The organism is Catellatospora sp. IY07-71, assembly GCF_018326265.1.
Classification (GTDB): domain Bacteria; phylum Actinomycetota; class Actinomycetes; order Mycobacteriales; family Micromonosporaceae; genus Catellatospora.
In genome coordinates this window covers 7,963,068-7,981,970 of record NZ_AP023360.1, presented here as the reverse complement: position 1 = coordinate 7,981,970, position 18,903 = coordinate 7,963,068, and the positions used below count along the sequence as shown (strand labels likewise).

Annotated in this window: 21 protein-coding genes; 16 read left to right on the top strand and 5 right to left on the bottom strand. The window is 71.6% G+C overall.

Translation table 11 applies throughout. From position 1 onward, the window contains the following. Positions 1 to 3: 3 nt before the first annotated feature. Positions 4 to 2,022, bottom strand: a complete 2,019-nt coding sequence (gene tkt, locus CS0771_RS35760; RefSeq protein ID WP_244871445.1) for a transketolase — start codon at positions 2,020 to 2,022, stop codon at positions 4 to 6. Between the two features lie 432 nt (positions 2,023 to 2,454). Between tkt and CS0771_RS35755 the strand changes: the two genes are divergently transcribed. The 3 genes from CS0771_RS35755 (at position 2,455) to CS0771_RS35745 (ending at position 4,844) form a co-directional block, all read left to right on the top strand. Next, on the top strand, positions 2,455 to 3,309 hold the full coding sequence (locus tag CS0771_RS35755) for a heme o synthase (protein ID WP_244871444.1): 855 nt from the start codon (positions 2,455 to 2,457) through the stop codon (positions 3,307 to 3,309). Positions 3,310 to 3,536: 227 nt separating this feature from the next. Further along, entirely contained in the window at positions 3,537 to 3,857 is a 321-nt protein-coding gene (locus CS0771_RS35750; RefSeq protein WP_203741325.1) for a hypothetical protein, read from the top strand. 84 nt (positions 3,858 to 3,941) lie between these two features. After that, entirely contained in the window at positions 3,942 to 4,844 is a 903-nt protein-coding gene (locus CS0771_RS35745; protein ID WP_212846231.1) for a RimK family alpha-L-glutamate ligase, read from the top strand. A gap of 276 nt (positions 4,845 to 5,120) precedes the next feature. On the opposite strand, the gene CS0771_RS35740 is transcribed toward CS0771_RS35745, so the two are convergent. Continuing rightward, positions 5,121 to 5,840: a hypothetical protein gene (locus CS0771_RS35740; RefSeq protein ID WP_212845099.1), complete on the bottom strand. Its 720-nt coding sequence runs from the start codon at positions 5,838 to 5,840 to the stop codon at positions 5,121 to 5,123. Positions 5,841 to 5,916: 76 nt separating this feature from the next. Further along, positions 5,917 to 6,867 carry a heme A synthase gene (locus tag CS0771_RS35735; RefSeq protein ID WP_371821603.1) on the bottom strand — a complete coding sequence of 317 codons (951 nt, stop codon included), beginning with the start codon at positions 6,865 to 6,867 and terminating at the stop codon, positions 5,917 to 5,919. A 166-nt stretch (positions 6,868 to 7,033) separates the two neighbouring features. Here CS0771_RS35735 and CS0771_RS35730 point away from each other — a divergent pair, with 166 nt between their 5' ends. From CS0771_RS35730 to CS0771_RS35680, 11 genes are all read left to right on the top strand, one after another. Further along, on the top strand, positions 7,034 to 7,792 hold the full coding sequence (locus CS0771_RS35730; RefSeq protein ID WP_244871231.1) for a metalloregulator ArsR/SmtB family transcription factor: 759 nt from the start codon (positions 7,034 to 7,036) through the stop codon (positions 7,790 to 7,792). Beyond that, complete coding sequence (sufB, locus tag CS0771_RS35725) at positions 7,789 to 9,210, top strand: Fe-S cluster assembly protein SufB (protein WP_212845098.1); 1,422 nt, start codon at positions 7,789 to 7,791, stop codon at positions 9,208 to 9,210. The genes CS0771_RS35730 and sufB overlap by 4 nt, the downstream gene beginning before the upstream one ends. After that, positions 9,210 to 10,367, top strand: a complete 1,158-nt coding sequence (sufD, locus tag CS0771_RS35720) for a Fe-S cluster assembly protein SufD (protein WP_212845097.1) — start codon at positions 9,210 to 9,212, stop codon at positions 10,365 to 10,367. Before sufB ends, sufD begins: the two co-directional genes overlap by 1 nt. 8 nt (positions 10,368 to 10,375) lie before the next feature. After that, positions 10,376 to 10,699 (top strand): non-heme iron oxygenase ferredoxin subunit, encoded by a 324-nt coding sequence (locus tag CS0771_RS35715; RefSeq protein WP_212846228.1) that lies wholly within the window; start codon positions 10,376 to 10,378, stop codon positions 10,697 to 10,699. Continuing rightward, positions 10,696 to 11,466, top strand: coding sequence for a Fe-S cluster assembly ATPase SufC (sufC, locus tag CS0771_RS35710; RefSeq protein WP_203741333.1), 771 nt, complete (start codon positions 10,696 to 10,698; stop codon positions 11,464 to 11,466). Before CS0771_RS35715 ends, sufC begins: the two co-directional genes overlap by 4 nt. An 11-nt stretch (positions 11,467 to 11,477) precedes the next feature. Beyond that, positions 11,478 to 12,770 (top strand): cysteine desulfurase, encoded by a 1,293-nt coding sequence (locus tag CS0771_RS35705; protein WP_212845096.1) that lies wholly within the window; start codon positions 11,478 to 11,480, stop codon positions 12,768 to 12,770. Between the two features lie 2 nt (positions 12,771 to 12,772). Then, on the top strand, positions 12,773 to 13,225 hold the full coding sequence (gene sufU, locus CS0771_RS35700) for a Fe-S cluster assembly sulfur transfer protein SufU (RefSeq protein WP_212845095.1): 453 nt from the start codon (positions 12,773 to 12,775) through the stop codon (positions 13,223 to 13,225). Next, complete coding sequence (locus tag CS0771_RS35695; RefSeq protein WP_244871229.1) at positions 13,225 to 13,662, top strand: metal-sulfur cluster assembly factor; 438 nt, start codon at positions 13,225 to 13,227, stop codon at positions 13,660 to 13,662. The genes sufU and CS0771_RS35695 overlap by 1 nt, the downstream gene beginning before the upstream one ends. A gap of 237 nt (positions 13,663 to 13,899) precedes the next feature. Beyond that, entirely contained in the window at positions 13,900 to 14,640 is a 741-nt protein-coding gene (locus CS0771_RS35690) for an N-acetyltransferase (protein WP_212845094.1), read from the top strand. Between the two features lie 157 nt (positions 14,641 to 14,797). Next, on the top strand, positions 14,798 to 15,424 hold the full coding sequence (locus tag CS0771_RS35685; RefSeq protein WP_212845093.1) for a LysE family transporter: 627 nt from the start codon (positions 14,798 to 14,800) through the stop codon (positions 15,422 to 15,424). A 4-nt stretch (positions 15,425 to 15,428) separates the two neighbouring features. Beyond that, positions 15,429 to 16,163: an HAD family hydrolase gene (locus CS0771_RS35680; protein ID WP_212845092.1), complete on the top strand. Its 735-nt coding sequence runs from the start codon at positions 15,429 to 15,431 to the stop codon at positions 16,161 to 16,163. Here CS0771_RS35680 and CS0771_RS35675 read toward each other — a convergent pair. Both CS0771_RS35675 and CS0771_RS35670 read right to left on the bottom strand, forming a co-directional pair. Beyond that, positions 16,160 to 16,801, bottom strand: a complete 642-nt coding sequence (locus tag CS0771_RS35675) for a TMEM175 family protein (RefSeq protein ID WP_212845091.1) — start codon at positions 16,799 to 16,801, stop codon at positions 16,160 to 16,162. The genes CS0771_RS35680 and CS0771_RS35675 overlap by 4 nt on opposite strands. Positions 16,802 to 16,828: 27 nt before the next feature. Further along, a complete protein-coding gene (locus CS0771_RS35670; protein ID WP_212845090.1) occupies positions 16,829 to 17,200 on the bottom strand; it encodes a DNA alkylation repair protein in 372 nt (123 codons plus the stop codon). Between CS0771_RS35670 and CS0771_RS35665 the strand changes: the two genes are divergently transcribed. Next, entirely contained in the window at positions 17,199 to 18,251 is a 1,053-nt protein-coding gene (locus CS0771_RS35665) for an aminotransferase class V-fold PLP-dependent enzyme (protein ID WP_212845089.1), read from the top strand. The genes CS0771_RS35670 and CS0771_RS35665 overlap by 2 nt on opposite strands. Further along, positions 18,248 to 18,880 (top strand): acVLRF1 family peptidyl-tRNA hydrolase, encoded by a 633-nt coding sequence (locus CS0771_RS35660; RefSeq protein ID WP_256442890.1) that lies wholly within the window; start codon positions 18,248 to 18,250, stop codon positions 18,878 to 18,880. The genes CS0771_RS35665 and CS0771_RS35660 overlap by 4 nt, the downstream gene beginning before the upstream one ends. Positions 18,881 to 18,903 lie beyond the last annotated feature (23 nt).

Sequence of the window (18,903 nt, the reverse complement as noted above, 5' to 3'; positions counted from 1 at the left end):
CGTTCACGCACCTGCCTTCGCGAGGGAGCGGCGGGCCGCGTCGGCGACCGCCTCCGGGGTGAAACCGAACTTCTCGAACAGGGTCTGGTACGGCGCGGAGGCGCCGTAGTGCTCCAGGCTCACCGACTCGCCCGCGTCGCCGACCAGGTCACGCCACGACATGGCGATGCCGGCCTCGACGCTGACCCGCGCCTTGACCGCGGCCGGCAGCACCGACTCGCGGTAGGCCGCGTCCTGCTGCCGGAACCACTCCTGGCAGGGCATCGACACGACCCGGGTGGGCGTGCCGGCGGCCTCCAGCTGCTCGCGGGCGGCCAGCGCCAGCGACACCTCGGAGCCGGTGGCGATGAGGATCACCTGCGGGGTGCCCGACGACGCCTCCTCCAGCACGTAGCCGCCGCGGGCGAACGCGTCGGCGGTCGCCTTGGCCGGGTCGAGCACCGGGATCGCCTGGCGGGTCAGCGCCAGCGCGGTCGGGCGGTCGCTGTGCCGCAGCGCCATGCGCCACGCGTGCGACGTCTCGTTGGCGTCGGCCGGGCGGACCACGTCCAGGCCCGGGATGGCGCGCAGCGCGGTCAGCTGCTCCACCGGCTGGTGGGTCGGGCCGTCCTCGCCGAGGCCGATCGAGTCGTGCGTCCAGACGTAGGTCACCGGCAGCTGCATCAGCGCGGCCAGCCGCACCGGCGGGCGCATGTAGTCGCTGAACACCAGGAACGTGCCGCCGTAGACGCGGGTGCCGCCGTGCAGCGCGATGCCGTTCATGATCGAGCCCATGCCGTGCTCGCGGATGCCGAAGTGCAGCGTGCGGCCGAACTCGTGGCCGGGGAACTCCTTGGTGGCGTACTCCGCCGGGACGAACGACGGCTCGCCCTTCATGGTGGTGTTGTTGCTCTCGGCCAGGTCGGCCGAGCCGCCCCACAGCTCCGGCAGCACCGGGGCCAGCGCGTTGAGCACCTGGCCGGAGGCGGCGCGGGTGGCCACGCCCTTGGCGTCGGCCGGGAAGCTGGGCAGCGCGTCCTCCCAGCCCTCCGGCAGGGTCCGGGTCTTCATCCGGTCGAACAGCGCCACCCGCTCCGGGTTGGCCTTGGCCCAGTCCTGGAACGAGTCCTTCCACTGCGCGTGCAGCACGCGGCCACGCTCGGCCACGGCACGCGTGTGCTTGATCACCTCGTCCTCGACCGGGAACGCGACCGAGGGGTCGAAGCCCAGCACCTCCTTGACCGCGGCGGCCTCGTTCGGGCCGACCGCCGAGCCGTGGATCTTGCCGGTGTTCTGCTTGGTCGGCGCGGGCCAGCCGATGATGGTGCGCAGCGCGATGAAGCTCGGCTTGTCGGTGACCGCCTTGGCGCGCTGGATCGCCGCCCACAGCTGCGGGATGTTCTCCTCATACCCCGTGTTGCCGTGGGTCCAGTCGACCTTCTCCACGTGCCAGCCGTACGCCTCGTAGCGCGCGCAGACGTCCTCGGACTTGGCGATGCGGGTGTCGTCCTCGATGGAGATCTCGTTGTCGTCGTAGAAGACGATGAGGTTGTCCAGCTTCTGGTGGCCCGCGATGGCGGAGACCTCGTGGGTCACGCCCTCCTCGATGTCGCCGTCCGAGCAGATCACGTAGACGTGGTGGTCGAACGGGCTGGTGCCGGGGGCGGCGTCCGGGTCGAACAGGCCCCGCTCGCGGCGCGCGGCCATCGCCATGCCGACCGCGTTGCCCAGGCCCTGGCCCAGCGGGCCGGTGGTGGTCTCCACGCCGCGGGTGTGGCCGTGCTCGGGGTGGCCCGGGGTCAGCGAGCCCCACTGCCGCAGCGCCTGCAGGTCCGACAGCTCCAGGCCGTAGCCGGCGAGGAAGAGCTGGACGTAGAGGGTGAGGCTGGAGTGCCCGGCGGAGAGCACGAACCGGTCGCGGCCGGTCCAGTCGGGGTCGCTGGGGTCCAGCCGCATGGCCCGCTGGAAGAGGAGGTAGGCGAGGGGGGCGAGGCTCATCGCGGTGCCCGGGTGGCCGTTGCCGGCCTTCTCGACGGCGTCCATGGCCAGGACGCGGGCGGTGTCCACCGCGCGGCGGTCGATGTCAGACCAGATCAACTGCTCGGTCACAGCTGTGCTACTCCTAGCGGGCTAGTCCGTCACCGCCAGGCCGTGGACAGGTTCGCCACGCCCAGGGGCTCCGGCAGGTACAAAGCATCGTCGCGCGGGCGGCCACGGTGTCGCCGGCGTCGGTGTTGACCCTACTCATACCCTGCACGACACATGTGCGAACCCGTCCATTCCGCGCGAGGTGGCGCGCTCGCAGGGCTTGACCAGCGTTGCCGTACTGTGTAGCGGGTGAGCACGCTCGCCGCAGAGTCGCCCGACGCGGCCACCACAGATCTCCCGTCCCCCCGCACCAGCCCGATCCCGGTCCAGCCGGGCGCGGCAGCCCGTGCCGCGCAGGAGCGGGCCCGCAGTGCCCGCTGGGCGAAGGTGGGGGCGTACGTCGCCCTCACCAAGCCGCGCATCGTCGAGCTGCTGCTGGTCACCACCGTCCCGGCGATGATGCTGGCCGCCGAGGGGCTGCCGTCGCTCTGGCTGATGCTGGTGGTGCTGGTCGGCGGCTCGTTCGCGGCCGGCGCGGCCAACGCGATCAACTGCTACCTCGACCGCGACATCGACCCGCTGATGGGCCGCACCTCGCGCCGTCCGCTGGTCACCCACCAGGTGGCCCCGCGGCACGCGCTGCTGTTCGGCCTGTCCCTGGCCGCCGCGTCGACGGTGCTGATGGCGCTGTTCACCAACTGGCCGGCCACCGCGCTGACGGTGGCGGCGATCGTCTACTACGACGTGATCTACACCGCCTGGCTGAAGCGCACCACCCCGCACAACACCTTCTGGGGCGGCGTGTGCGGGGCGATGCCGGTGTTGATCGGCTGGGCGGCGGTCACCGGCTCGCTCGCCCCGGCGGCGTGGCTGCTGTTCGGCGTCGTCTTCTTCTGGCAGATGCCGCACTTCTACGCGCTGGCCATCCGGTTCAAGGACGACTACGCCCGCGCCGGCATCCCCATGCTCACGGTGACCGCCACCCCGCGCCGGGTCGCGATCGAGTCCGTGGTGTACTCCTGGCTCACGGTGGCCACCTCGCTGGCGGTGTGGCCGCTGGGCATGTCGTCGGTGTACGGGCTGCCCGCGCTGATCTGCGGTGGCTTCTTCATCCTGGAGGCGCACGGCCTGTACAGCCGCACCATGAAGGGGGAGCCGGTCAAGCCGATGCGGCTGTTCCACTGGTCCACGGCGTACCTCACGATCGTGTTCGTGGCCGCCGCGGTCGACGTGTTCATCTGAGCAGTTCTTGGCTGTTTGGGCAGGACACGCCCGATTTGGCAGCGGAGTGTCGGCCAGCTGACTCCGGCTGACTGAGCACTGTCCGTTCTGCGACGCATTGACCGTGATATTTCTGGGCGAACTCGGACACTTGATCAATAATCACAGAGTTGCGATCACGTAACAGGAATCACAAAAGGTCCTCACAGTACCTCCGCCGGACGCCCGTTCTGCTTATGGTGCTTGGCATGGCAGATGGTTCAGATACGACGATGACGATCGAGCACCCCACCGCCACGCTCGTGGCGGGCCTGCGCGAGTTCGCGAGCGCGCACGGGGGAGCGAAGGGCGTCATCGAGTACGTCGGTCGGCGTGGTGCGCGCATCGTGCTGGTGGGCACTGACGGAGCCTGGGGCGACCAGTTCGCCGCGAGCACCGACATCGCCAGGGCCGCCTGCGAGCGGGCCGGCGTCACCGTGGAGAACGAGTGGGAGCGTGAGCTCATCGAGCTGATGCGGCCCACCAACGACCTCTGGCGCTCCATGTCCAAGCGGACGCTGGCACGCTGAGGTTCTTTCACCTCTCTCCGGTTATATTCGGATCTTGTGAGCACACCCCTTGACCACGCGACCCGGGCAGCTGCCCGGGTCGCCCTGGTTTCCAGCCCCGTTCCCGCTCCGGCTGCGGCCGCCCGGCGTCCGCGCGTCGCGATCGTCACCTGCGCCGAGATCCCGCTGCTGGAGCCCGACGACCAGCTGGTGCTGCCCGCGCTGGCCGCGCTGGGCGTCGACGCCGAGCCCGCCGTGTGGGACGACCCGTCCGTCGACTGGGCCGCGTACGACCTGGTCGCGCTGCGTTCGACCTGGGACTACGCGCAGCGCCGCGACGAGTTCCTGGCCTGGGCCCGCCGCGTGCCCCGCCTGGTGAACCCGGCCGAGACGGTCGCCTGGAACACCGACAAGCGCTACCTCGCCGAGCTGGCCGCCGCCGGGCTGCCGGTCACCCCGACCGTGTTCCTCGCCCCCGGCGACTCCTGGACCCCGCCCGGCGGCGAGTACGTCGTCAAACCCGCCGTCAGCGCGGGCAGCCGGGACACCGGCCGTTACGGTCCCGCCGACGGAGCCCTGGCCGTCGCGCACGTGCGCCGCCTGCAGGCCGCGGGCCGGATCGTCATGGTGCAGCCCTACCTGCCGGCCGTGGACTCCTACGGCGAGACCGCGCTGCTGTTCTTCGCCGACCCGGTGACCGGCCGACTGGTGTACAGCCACGCCATCCGCAAGGGGCCCATGCTGACCGGCCCCGACGAGGGCATGGACACCCTGTACAAGCCGGAGGAGATCACCCCGCGCGTGCCCACCGCCGCCGAACTCGCCGTCGGCGAGGCCGTCGTGGCGACCCTGCCCGGCGGCCTGGCCTACGCCCGCGTCGACCTCATCCCCGACGAGCGCGGCAACCCTCTGCTCGTCGAGCTGGAACTCACCGAGCCCTCGGTCTTCATGCTCCACCACGCCGAGGCTCCCGCCCGCCTCGCCACCGCCCTGGCCTCCTTCCTCTGACGCCCCGCCGCCCGGCCGTCGCCCCGCCCTGAGCCGGGCCGACTGGCTCGACCGGCTCAGCCAGCCGGCTCGCCGGGGAAGATCGCCATCTCGTGTCCAAACCCGGGGTCCAGCCCGACTTTTGGACACGAAGCCGCGATCTTCGCCAACCCCACCGCCCGCAACCATGCCAAGATCACGTTGATCTTGCGCGAAATGTTAGGGATATGCCCGGAAAGGGCGTGTCGCACCCACAGTCCGCGCAAGATCGGCGCGGGAGAGGGGGTGGGGGTGGGGTTAGAGGGGGGTGCGGGCGAGGAAGTCGCGGAGGCCGGCGCCTGGGGGGTCTTCGGGGTGGGCGGCGAGGCCGCGTTCGGCCCAGTGGCGGGCGAGGGTGGGTTCGTTTATGTCGGCCAGGGCGCGGGCTAGGCGGCCGTATTGGGCGGGGTGTTTGAGGTCGCCGCCGATGACCTCGATGAGGGTGGCGGTGTCCTGTTCCCAGCGGGCGAGGCGTTCGACGGCGTCGCGGGCGCTGAGGTCGCCGGGGTCGGCGGCCCAGCGGCGGCGGACGACGGAGCGGTAGTGGTCCAGGCCCTCTTTGCCCAGGGCGGGGCCGTAGGCCCAGATGTCGACGGGGCACCAGCGGCCCGCGTCGAACTGCACGGTGACCAGCCAGTCGGCCAGCTCGACGGGGTCGGGCGGGTCCTGGCGGCAGGCCTCGGCGTGGGTGGCCAGCAGGCGGCTGAGCAGGTTGTCCAGCGCGCCGGAGGCGTCGTCGGCGTGGTCGAGGGTGGTCAGCAGCAGCTCGACGGCGTGGGCGAGCGGCTCCCGGGCGATGGGGGCGCGGCCGGTGCGCACGAGGGTGGCCAGCTCCTCGGTGATCTGCGCGGCGTTCTCGGCGTGCCGGACGCTGGCCCAGTAGTCCAGGTCACCGGCAGTGGTGAAGGCCCGGGTCACCACGCCGGGCAGCGAGTCGTCGGGGTGCGCCTGCGGCGCGCGGCGCAGAGAGGTCGGCACCCCGCCATCATCGCTCCGCGAGGCGGCCGCCGGGGGCGGTCTGGGACCGGTTGACGCCCGGATCGGAATCCGTTGGTTACCGGACGGTGACCAATGTCCGGGCTGTTTCGGGCCTGGTCGTGCTGGGCGCGCTCCCAGCCGCTCCGGGGGCGTCGAAGCCGGTCGCCCACGCCACGCCGAGGGTGGCGACCCACACCGCGCAGGCGCCGGCCATGTGGAAACCGACCAGTACGGCGGGCAGGTGGGTGAAGTACTGCACGAAGCCGATCGCGCCCTGGGCGAGCGAGACGGCGAGCAGGAGCGCGCTCGCGCGGGCCATGGCCGGGGAGGACACCGCGCGGGCGGCGAACCAGCAGGCCACGGCGAGGCCGAGCATGAGGAAGACGGCGTCCACGTGCAGCTGCGAGATCATCTCGGCGTTCAGGCCGGTGCGCCGGGCCTTGTCGTCACCCGCGTGCGGGCCGCTGCCGGTGACGATGACGCCGATCACCACCACGACGGCCGACGCGGCGGTCAGCGCCCAGGTCAGCCCGCGCAGCCGGATCGCGCCTGGGACGGCATCAGGGCGGGGCACGGTGCGCTGCCAGAGGGCGTACGAGCCCGCGATCATCACGGTGGAGAGCAGGAAGTGCAGGCCCACGACGTACGGGTTGAGGTCGGTGAGGACGGTGATGCCGCCCACCACGCCCTGCCCGGGGATGCCCAGCAGCAGCGCGACCGACAGCGCCCGCAGGCGCGGGTGCCGCCAGGCGGCCAGCACCAGCAGCACCGCGATCGCGCCGAGCACGAAGGTGAGCAGCCGGTTGCCGAACTCGACGGCGCCGTTGATCCCCATCGCGGCGGTGGTGGTGTACGAGTCCTCGGTGCACTTGGGCCAGGTGGGGCAGCCCAGGCCGGAGCCGGTCAGCCGGACCGCCCCGCCGGTGATCACGATGCCGATGTTGCCCGCCAGCCCCGCGAGCGCGAGGCGGCGCTGCGTGAGGGGGCCGGCGTCGAGCAGCCGCCGGGTCACGGGCACGCGCTCCAGCAGCCTGGTCAGCCGGGGGAGCGGGGAGGCGGGGGCGGGCTCGACATCTCGCACGAACCGATGGTAGGCGTGCGTTCCGGGCGCGCCGAGCGCGGGCACGCGTAGTGTCACGTGTCACGCCGGGGGCGGTTTGCGCACGTCGAACTAAATAAGTCACACTGGCGTAGTGAAAAAGGGTGCGGTGGTCGTCGAGCCATCCGATCGGCGCTCGGGCCATCCGGCCACGCGCGATCGGGTGCTCGAGCTGCTCGCCCAGGGCCCCGCCACCGCGGCGGCGCTCGGCGAGGAGCTGGGCCTCAGCCCGGCCGGCGTCCGGCGCCATCTCGACGCGATGTTCGCCGAGGGCCTGGTCACCGCCCGCGAGCAGGTGCTGCGCGGGCCCCGCGGCCGGGGCCGCCCGGCCAAGCTGTTCCTGCTCACCGACGCCGCCCGGGACGAGCTGGGCCGGCACGCCTATGACGGCCTGGCCACGGCCGCGCTGCGCTGGATCGCCGAGCGCGGCGGGCAGCAGGAGGTCGCCGCCTTCGCCGCCGCTCAGGTGGCCGCGCTCGAGGAGCGCTGCGAGTCCGCCGTACGCGACTCGGGTGATGATCCTCTCGCCCGCGCGGAGGCGCTGGCCGGGGCGCTGACCGCCCAGGGCTACGCTGCGAGCGCGTCCACGATCGCGACCGGCGGGCAGCTGTGCCAGCACCACTGCCCGGTGGCGCACGTCGCCGCCGAGTTCCCGCAGCTGTGCGAGGCCGAGACCGAGGTGATCGGCCGCCTGGTCGGCACGCACGTGCAGCGGCTCGCGACGATCGCGCACGGCGACGGGGTGTGCACCACGCACATTCCGGGCTTTGCCCGGGATCAGCAGCTCAAGCCGCCGAAACGTACTCAGCTTCTTCAGATCAACGACCGCGCCACGATAGGGACGGACTCATGACCGAGCAGATCACCACGACCGAGGACCAGCTCGCTGGCCTGGGCAAGTACGAGTACGGCTGGGCGGACCCGGACCTGGCCGGTGCCAACGCGCAGCGCGGGCTCAACGAGGCCGTGGTGCGCGACATCTCGGCGAAGAAGAACGAGGCCGACTGGATGCTGGAGCTGCGGCTGAAGGGTCTGCGCCTGTTCGGCCGCAAGCCCATGCCGAGCTGGGGCGCCGACCTGTCGGACATCGACTTCGACAACATCAAGTACTTCGTGCGCTCGACCGAGAAGCAGGCGGCCTCCTGGGAGGAGCTGCCTGAGGACATCAAGAACACGTACGACAAGCTGGGCATCCCGGAGGCGGAGAAGCAGCGCCTGGTGGCCGGTGTCGCCGCGCAGTACGAGTCCGAGGTCGTCTACCACGCCATCCGCGAGGACCTGGAGCAGCAGGGCGTGCTGTTCCTGGACACCGACACGGCGCTGCGCGAGCACCCGGAGCTGTTCCAGGAGTACTTCGGCACCGTCATCCCGGTGGGCGACAACAAGTTCGCCGCGCTGAACACCGCCGTGTGGTCGGGCGGCTCCTTCATCTACGTGCCGCCGGGCGTCAACGTGGAGATCCCGCTGCAGGCCTACTTCCGGATCAACACCGAGAACATGGGCCAGTTCGAGCGGACCCTGATCATCGTCGACGAGGGCGCGTACGTGCACTACGTCGAGGGCTGCACCGCGCCGATCTACTCCTCCGACTCGCTGCACAGCGCGGTCGTCGAGATCATCGTGAAGAAGAACGCGCGCTGCCGCTACACCACCATCCAGAACTGGTCGAACAACGTCTACAACCTGGTCACCAAGCGCGCCGTGTGCCACGAGGGCGCGACCATGGAGTGGGTCGACGGCAACATCGGCTCCAAGGTCACCATGAAGTACCCGGCGGTCTTCATGGTCGGCGAGCACGCCAAGGGTGAGGTGCTGTCGGTGGCCATGGCCGGTGAGGGCCAGCACCAGGACGCCGGCGCCAAGATGGTGCACGCGGCCCCGCACACGTCCAGCACGATCATCAGCAAGTCGATCGCGCGCGGCGGCGGCCGGACCTCGTACCGCGGCCTGGTCCAGGTGCTGGAGGGCTCGCACCACAGCAAGAGCACGGTCAAGTGCGACGCGCTGCTGGTGGACACCATCTCCCGCAGCGACACCTACCCGTACGTCGACATCCGTGAGGACGACGTGGCCATGGGCCACGAGGCGACCGTCTCCAAGGTCAGCGACGACCAGCTCTTCTACCTGATGAGCCGGGGCCTGTCCGAGGACGAGGCGATGGCCATGATCGTGCGCGGCTTCATCGAGCCCATCGCCAAGGAGCTGCCGATGGAGTACGCGCTGGAACTGAACCGACTGATCGAACTGCAGATGGAAGGCGCCGTCGGCTGATGACCACCGAAGCAATCGCACCGCCCAAGACCAAGTCACAGGCGCTGCGTTCGTTCCACGCCGCCGATTTCCCGGCGCTCACCGGCCGTGAGGAGGAGTGGCGCTTCACGCCGCTCAAGCGCCTGCGCGGGCTGGACCGGATGACCGCCGGGGACGTCGCCGACGAGGCGGCCCACTGGCCCGCGTACGGCCACGGCGTGCTGCCCGAGGGCGTGACGGTCACCGGCATCGGCCGCGACGACGCCCGGATCGGCAGCGTGCTGACGCCGTTCGACCGGATCAGCGCGCTGGCCTTCGAGTCGTTCGAGACGGCGACGCTGGTGCGGTTCGCGCCCGAGGCGGTCCCGGCCGAGCCGGTGACCCTCCAGATCGACGGCGGTCTGGCCGACACGGCGACCTTCGGCCACATGTTCGTCGAGGTCGGCGCGTTCGCCGAGGCGACGCTGGTGCTGGAGCAGACCGGCTACGCCACGCTCGCGGACAACGTCGAGATCGCGGTCGCCGACGGCGGCAAGCTGACCCTGGTCACGGTGACCGACTGGGCCGCCGACGCGGTGCAGGCGCAGCACGTCAAGGTCAGGCTGGGCCGCGACGCGCGCATCGTGCACGTGCAGGTGACCCTGGGCGGCAACCTGGTGCGCCAGTTCACCAGCGTGGACTACACCGGCCGCGGCGGCGAGGCGGAGCTGTACGGGCTCTACTTCGCCGACGGCGAGCAGCACATGGAGCACCGCCTGCTGGTCGACCACTCGGTGCCGGACTGCACCTCGTACGTGGGTTACCGCGGCGCGCTGCAGGGCGACGGCGCGCACACCGTCTGGGTCGGCGACGTGCTGATCCAGGACCAGGCCACCGGCACCAGCACCTACGAGGTGAACCGGAACCTGCTGCTGTCCGACGGCGCGCGGGCCGACTCGGTGCCCAACCTGGAGATCGAGACCGGCGAGATCGTCGGCGCGGGCCACGCCTCGGCGACCGGCCGCTTCGACGACGAGCAGCTGTTCTACCTGATGGCCCGGGGCATCCCGGAGGCCGAGGCGCGCAAGCTCGTGGTGCGCGGCTTCTTCGCCGAGCTGCTCGGCAAGATCCCGGCCGAGGAGCTGCGCGAGCGGCTCGGTGCGGCGATCGAGCAGCGCCTGGAGAAGGCGGGCGCGTGACCGAGTTCCTGAGGGCCTGTGCCGCCGACGAGATCGCCAAGGGGGCGGCGCTCGCGGTGGACCTGGAGGGCACCCCGATCGTGCTGGTGCACGCGGAGGACGACGGCTTCTACGCCGCGTACGACGAGTGCTCGCACGCCGCGGTGGCGCTGTCCGAGGGTGAGGTCGACGGCTGCACCCTGGAATGCTGGCTGCACGGATCGCGTTTCGATCTTCGTACCGGCGAACCCTCCGGGCTGCCCGCGACCGAACCCGTCCCCGTCTACCCCGTCGAAGTACGCGACGGCGATGTCTACGTCAGCCTGACGCCAAGCAATGGAGTAACCCGATGAGCAAGTTGGAGATCCGCGACCTTCAGGTGTCGGTGAAGCTGCCCGAGGGCGAGCTCAAGCCGATCCTGCACGGTGTCACGCTGACCGTGGAGTCGGGCCAGACCCACGCCATCATGGGCCCGAACGGGTCCGGCAAGTCGACCCTGGCCTACTCGATCGCGGGCCACCCGAAGTACGAGATCACCGGCGGCTCGGTGCACCTGGACGGCCAGGACGTGCTCGCCATGAGCGTGGACGAGCGCGCCCGCGCCGGCCTGTTCCTGGCCATGCAGTACCCGGTCGAGGTCCCCGGCGTCTCGGTGGCCAACTTCCTGCGCACCGCCAAGACCGCGATCGACGGCGAGGCGCCGAAGCTGCGCACCTGGGCCGGCGAGCTGAAGGGCTCCATGGAGAAGCTGGGCATGGACCCGGCCTTCGCCCAGCGCAACGTCAACGAGGGCTTCTCCGGCGGCGAGAAGAAGCGGCACGAGATCGTGCAGCTGGAGCTGCTCAAGCCGAAGATCGCCATCCTCGACGAGACCGACTCCGGCCTCGACGTCGACGCGCTGCGCGTGGTGTCGGAGGGCGTGAACCGGGTCAAGGACGCCAACGACACCGGCGTGCTGCTGATCACGCACTACACGCGGATCCTGCGCTACATCAAGCCGGACTTCGTGCACGTGTTCGTGGCCGGCCGCATCGCCGAGGAGGGCGGCCCGGAGCTGGCCGACAAGCTCGAGGCCGAGGGCTACGTGAGCTACACCGGCGCCGCGGCCGTGGGCGCCTGAGGGAGCTGGACATGACGACGTTGACCATCCCGGCCGGGATGCCGCAGTACGACGACAAGCCGCGCTTCGACGTGGAGCGCGTGCGCGCCGACTTCCCGATCCTGGACCGGGAGGTCAACGGTCACCGGCTCGCGTACCTGGACAGCGGCAACACCTCGCAGAAGCCGCGCCAGGTGATCGAGGCCGTGGCGGACTACTACGCCCGGCACAACGCCAACGTGGCCCGCTCCGTGCACACCCTGGGCACCGAGTCCACCGAGCTGTACGAGGGCGCCCGCGCCAAGGTCGCCGCGTTCATCGGCGCGACCAGCCCGGACGAGATCGTGTTCACCAAGAACGCCACCGAGGCGCTGAACCTGGTCGCGCACGGCTTCGGCCCGCACGCGGACGACCCGCGCTTCCGGCTCGGCCCCGGCGACGAGATCGTGATCTCGGAGATGGAGCACCACTCCAACATCGTGCCGTGGCAGCTGCTCTGCCAGCGCACCGGCGCGACGCTGCGGTGGTTCGGCATCACCGAGAGCGGCCGGCTCGACGAGACCAACCTCGAAGAGCTGGTCAACGAGCGTACGAAGATCGTCTCGATCGTGCACATGTCCAACGTGCTCGGCACGGTCAACGCGACCGCCCGGATCACCCAGCGGGTGCGCGAGGTGGGCGCGCTGCTCATGCTCGACTGCTCGCAGTCGGTGCCGCACCTGCCGATGGACGTCGTCGACTACGACGTGGACTTCATCGCGTTCACCGGGCACAAGATGCTGGCCCCGACCGGCATCGGCGTGCTGTGGGGGCGGCAGGAGCTGCTGAACGCGATGCCCCCGTTCCTGGGCGGCGGCTCGATGATCGAGACGGTGAAGCTGACCGGCTCGACGTACCTGCCGGCCCCGGCCCGGTTCGAGGCGGGCACCCCGCCGATCGCGCAGGCGGTCGGGCTGGGCGCCGCGATCGACTACCTGACCGAGATCGGCATGGACGCGGTGGCCTGGCACGACAAGGAGCTGACGGCGTACGCGCTCGACGCCCTGGCGACCGTGCCGGACCTGCGCATCTACGGCCCCGAGGTGCCGGTGGGGCGGGGCGCGACCATCTCGTTCACGCTGAAGGGCATCCACCCGCACGACGTCGGGCAGGTGCTCGACTCGCTCGGGGTGCAGGTGCGGGTCGGTCACCACTGCGCGCGGCCGATCTGCGATCGTTTCTCGGTGCCGGCGCTCACCCGAGCCTCGTTCTACCTCTACACGACGACCGACGAGGTCGACGCGCTCGTGCGCGGCCTCGAGCAGGTGCGGAAGGTCTTCGCCTAGCCATGCAGCTCGACCAGCTCTACCAGGAGATCATCCTGGACCATTACAAGCACCCGAAGGGCCGGGGGCTGCGTGAGCCCTACGCCGCCGACGTGCACCACGTGAACCCGACCTGCGGCGACGAGATCACGCTGCGGGTGGCCCTGGACGGGGAGACCATCCGCGACGTCTCGTACGACGGCCAGGGCTGCTCGATCAGCCAGGCCTCGGCGAGCGTGCTGCACGAGCTGGTGACCGGCCGCAAGATCGCCGACGCGCTGGCGGTGCACGCCGCGTTCGTCGAGCTGATGGGCGGCAAGGGCCAGATCGTGCCCGACGAGGAGGTGCTGGAGGACGCGGTCGCGTTCGCCGGCGTCGCCAAGTACCCCGCACGGGTCAAGTGCGCCCTGCTGTCCTGGATGGCGCTGAAGGACGCGGTCGCCCAGGCCGTCGCCCTCGAGAAGGAGGAAGTGTGATGAGCGAGACCGACATCGCCGAGGGCGCCGTCGACACCACCCGCGCGTCGGAGCAGGAGGCCGCGCTCGCCGCGGAGGCCACCACCGACGCGGTCGCGACGAAGACCGTCAAGAAGGCGGAGCTGGACGACGTCCGGGAGGCGATGAAGGACGTCGTCGACCCCGAGCTCGGCATCAACGTCGTCGACCTCGGCCTGGTGTACGGCGTGCACGTCGACGACGACAACGTGGCCACCCTGGACATGACGCTGACCTCGGCCGCCTGCCCGCTCACCGACGTGATCGAGGAGCAGACCCGCGCCGCGCTGTGCACCGGCCCCGGCGGCGGCCTGGTCAACGACATGCGGATCAACTGGGTGTGGCTGCCGCCGTGGGGTCCCGACAAGATCACCGACGACGGCCGCGACCAGCTCCGCTCCCTCGGCTTCAACGTCTGACCAGCACTTCCGCGAAAGGGCGCCCTCCGGGCGCCCTTTCGCGCGTCCGGGGCCCTTGACCGCCCGGCCCTTGGTCGTCCGGCCACAAGATCGTCCGACTTGCCAGGCACATGGGCGTTCGCGGGCTCATGATTCGCCCACCTGCCTGGCAAGTCGGACGATCTTGGCGTGGTCCGGGGAGCGGCGGCGGGATAATGCGGTTGATGACCTTCGGGCTGCCGTAGGAGGCTCGCGCTCATGCGCATCGCCACCCTTGCCGAACGACCCGATCTCGAAGACGCGCTGTGGGACATGCCCACGGCGTGGCCGGAGTTCATGCTGCACGACCCGATCTCGAACCTGTACTACGGGCTGTGCACCCGGCTCTGGCCCGAGTACATCCTGGTCGCGGAGGACCCGGACGAGCCCGGCCGGATCGTGGCCAAGGGGCACAGCGTGCCGTTCGTGCTGCCGGAGGGCGGCGAGCTGCCGATCGACGGCTGGGACGGGGCGCTGCGCCGGGCCATGCGGGCCAAGGCGCTGGGGGACACCCCGAACATCGTGTCCGCGATCGAGATCTCGGTGCGCCCGGACCGGCAGGGCACCGGCCTGTCCGCGCTGATGCTGGCCGCGATGCGGGACAACACCGCCCGGCTGGGCTTCGCGCACCTGGTCGCGCCGGTGCGGCCCAACGGCGCCAAGGACCCGCTGGAACCCATGACGGAGTACGCGTACCGCACGCGCGACGACGGACTGCCGGTGGACCCGTGGCTGCGGGTGCACGTCCGGGCCGGCGGCGTGATCGAGAAGATCGCCACCCGCTCGATGGTCATCCCGGGCACCTGCGCCGAGTGGGCCGAGTGGACCGGCCTGCCGTTCGACAAGACCGGCCAGGTGCTGGTGCCGAAGGCGCTCACCCCCGTGCACAACGACGCCGAGCACGACTGGGCCGTGTACGTCGAGCCCAACGTGTGGATCCGGCACCGCACCGGCGCCTGAGCCATCGACCGGAAAACACGTCGCGGAACCGGGGCGCGACCAGCAGAATCGCTCGCATGACTGATACCTGCCTGCGCCTCGCGCCCCGGTCCGCCACGGCGGAAGGACGGGGCCGACAGCAGCGTGGGTCCGAGTCCGGAGCGAGCCTCTCGCAGTCGTGACCGCCGCCTTCGTGGCGGGTCTGCTGGCGGGGTACGGCGTGGCCGTGCCCGTCGGCGCGATCGCGCTCCTGCTGATGAGCCTCACCGCCCGCACCTCGCTGCGGATCGGCGCCGCCGCCGCGCTCGGGGTGGCCGCGGCGGACGGCATCTACGCCCTGGTGGCCGTGCTCGGCGGGGCGGCGCTGGCCCGCTTCATCGAGCCGATCGCCACCCCGCTGCGCTGGGTCGCGGTCGCCGTGCTGCTCTACCTGGCGGTGTTCACCGCGGTGAGCGCGATACGCCACTACCGCGATCCGGCGCGGGCCAAGGAGACCCGGCTGCTCGACTCGCCGGGCCGGGCGTTCCTCGCGCTGCTCGGACTGACCCTGCTCAACCCCATGACCATCGTCTACTTCGGCGCGCTGGTGCTCGGCGGCCAGGCCATCGACGGCCTGACCGGGGCACAGGGCGCGGTGTTCGTCATCGCGGCGTTCCTCGCCTCGGCCAGCTGGCAGCTGTCCGTCGCGGCGGGCGGCGCGCTGGTGGGCCGGGTGCTCGGCACCCCACGCGGACGCCTGGTCACGGCCCTGGTGTCCAGCCTGGTGATCTCAGTGCTCGCGCTGGCGCTGGTCGTGGCAGAGTAGGCGCATGCTGCCTTCCCCCGCCGCGCTGCTGCTCGACTTCGGTGGGGTGATCGTCGAGTCTGGACGGTCACCCCACGACCGCCACTCCGCGCTGATCCAGCGGGTGCACCGGCTCACCGCGGGGGCGGTCTCCGCGGAGCAGATCCGCGATGCGCTGGGCCGCGCCAAGCAGGCACGCTCGCGGCTGCGGGAGGACGACGAGGAGTGCCTGGAGATCACCCACGAGCACCTCTGGGGCGAGCTGATCGCCGCCGAGTGGCCCGCGGTGGCCCGGGCCACGGTGCTGGTACACGCCACCGACCTGACCCGGCAGTGGGCCCGGCGCACGGACTGGCAGCTGCGGCCCGGCATCGCCGACCTGCTCGACTTCACCGTCGGGCGGGGCATGCCGGTGGCGGTGGTCAGCAACACCCCGTGCGGGCAGGCGCACCGCGATGCGCTCGACGACTTCGGGCTGACCGGGGCGATCGCCGCCCAGATCTACAGCGACGAGCTCGGGGTGTACAAACCGCACCCCAGCATGATCTGGGCCGCCGCCCGGGAGCTGGGCGTGCCCGCCGCCGCCAGCTGGTTCGTGGGCGACCAGCCGCACCGTGACATCGCGTGCGCGCGCCGGGCCGGGGTGGGGGCGGCCATCCTCATGCCCGAGGGGGAGCCGCGGGAGTCCGGCGAGCACACCCCCGACGCCGTGGTCGCCGACGGCAACGAGCTGCTCGACCTGCTGCGCAAGTCTCTCTAGGGACGCGGCGGGCGGTGCCGGTGGTGCGGGTGCTCCCGCTCGCGCCGAGCCCGCCGCTCCGCCACGGCCTGCATCAGCGGGAGCAGCGCGAGCAGCGGCAGGGCGTAGTTGGCCAGCGGCACGGCGGCGACCAGCGTGCACGACATCGTGGTGCAGGTGATGACGCCATGGCGCACGGCGCGCTGCACCGCCTCCTCCCGGCCGTCGCGCTGCAGCGGCCGCCGGTCCCGGATGCGCAGCGTGAGCAGCAGCCCGGCGACCGCGATGAAGAGCAGATTGATCATGTACAGGATGGTCGCGCCGCGCCCCTGGCCCACCTCGTAGGTCAGCACCGCCGTGGGCACCGGCAGGAACACCACGCCGAGCAGCCACAGCCCGTTGAGCAGCATGATGCCCTCGCCCACGTCGGCGAGGTTGTCGAAGATGCGCCGGTGCACCATCCAGAACAGCGACACCACCGTGAACGACATGACGAACGCGGCGAAGTCGCCCGCGTGCTCGCGCACGATCTGGTGGACCGGCTCGGTCTGGGCGTCCCGGGCGATGTCGGCCAGCGGCAGCACCAGCAGGGTCAGCGCGATCGCGACGACCCCGTCGGTGAACGCCGTGAGCCGGTTCAGCGAACGGGACTCCTCCACCCCTCGTCAGTACCACAAGGGCCCTGGTCAGCTCAGGTGCTTGAGCGCTTCCCGCCGGGACAGGCCGGACAGCTCCGGATGCGCCGCCACGAACCCGCGCACCGCTGCCGGGTCGGTCTTCGCGTACTCGCGCAGCGCCCAGCCGACGGCCTTGCGGATGAAGAAGTCCGGGTGCGGCGCGAGGTCCGCGCAGTAGCGCAGCAGCCGTTCGGCGTCGGTGTCGGCCTGGTACGTCAGCTGGTGCAGCAGCGCCGAGTCGGCGGCAGCCGTCAGGCGCGCGGCCAGGGCTTCCGTCAGCGCGAGTCCGGCGGCCCGGTCCCGCGTGCTGCCCCGGCCATGCCACCTCCTGCATATTGGCCTGCGATTTCCGCCCAGGGTGGATGGAATACTGCGAATCATGGACAGTACTCCGCCCGCGGCCGGCTTCGCCGCGCACTGGTCCGCCGTCGAGCCCGGTTACCTGAACACGGCCAGCTTCGGGCTGCCGCCGGACCGGGCCTGGGACGCCATGCAGGCCGCGCAGGCCGACTGGCGGCGCGGGCGGACCTCGTGGGAGGGCTGGGGCGAGTCCACCGACCGGGCCCGGCAGTCGTACGCCCGCCTCATCGGCGTGGACGCGGCCGACGTCGCGATCGGCGCGCAGGTGTCGCAGCTGCTCGCCCCGGTCGCCGCGGCGGTGCCGGACGGCGCGACAGTGCTGGTGCCGGAGCTGGAGTTCACCTCGGCGGTGTTCCCGTTCGCGGTGCACGCCGACCGGGGCGTGACCGTGCGCACCGCGCCGTTCGCGCGGCTCGCCGAGCGCATCGACGCCTCCGTGGACGTGGTGTCGTTCGGGCTGGTCCAGTCGTCGGACGGGGCGGTCGCCGACTACGCCGCGATCGTCGCGGCGGCCCGCGCGGCGGGTGCGCTGGTGGTCGTCGACGCCACCCAGGCGTGCGGCTGGCTGCCGTTCGACGGCTCGCTCGCCGACGTGGTGGTCACCGGGGCGTACAAGTGGCTGATGTCACCGCGCGGCACCGGCTTCGTGTATCTCGCGCCCGCCGCCCGGGAGCGGATGCGGCCGCTGGCCGCGAACTGGTACGCCGGGGAGGACGTGCACAGCTCGTACTACGGGCTGCCGCTGCGGCTGGCCAAGGACGCGCGCGCCTTCGACATCTCGCCCGCCTGGCACCCCTGGGTCGGCACCGCGCCCGCGCTGGAGCTCATCGAGGAGCTGGGCGTGGCCGCGATCCACGCGCACGACGTGGGCCTGGCGAACCGGTTCCGGGCCGGGCTCGGGCTGCCGCCCGGCGACAGCGCGATCGTGTCCGTGGACGTGCCCGGCGCCGACGCGAAGCTGGCCGCCGCGGGCATCCGCACGGCCGTGCGCAACGGGCGGATCCGCGCGTCGTTCCACGCGTACACCACGGAAGCCGATGTGGACGCCGCGCTGAACGCGCTGGTGGGCTGATGGTCGCGAAACCGGCCGCCGGTGGCGGGCGCTGGGCCGACGTCGAGCCGCGGCGGCTGCGCCGCTGGCTGGACGGCTTCTACTCCCGCCACGACGGCGCGGAGGAGGACGGGCTGAAGCTGTCCGCCGCCAACGGCGACACCGCTGAGCTGCTCCCCCCGCCCGGTATCGGCGCCGTGGCCGACATCGACGCGCTGCTCGCGGCGCTGGCCGTGCCGCGGCGGCTGGGGCTGCTGCTGGCCCGGCGCAACGCGGTCGCGGTCGGGGTCGCCGACGGCGACGAGCTGATCAGCTCCAAGGTGGACACGTTCTACGTGCAGGGGCGGACCGCTGCGGGCGGCTGGTCGCAGCAGCGCTACGCGCGCCGCCGGGAGAACCAGGCCGCCGGGGCCGCCCGCGACGCCGCCGACATCGCCGCGCGCATCCTGCTGCCGTACGCCGACAGCCTGGCGGCCCTGGTCTGCGGCGGCGACCGCGCCACCGTCGACGAGATCCTGCTGGACAAGCGCCTGGCGCCCCTGCTCCCGCTGCGCCACGAGCGCCTGCTCGACGTCCCCGAACCCCGCCACGCGGTCCTCGTCGAGGCGATCTCCACCGCCCACACCGTCCGCATCCACCTGGTCCCATAACCCCAAGATCATTGAACTTGCCT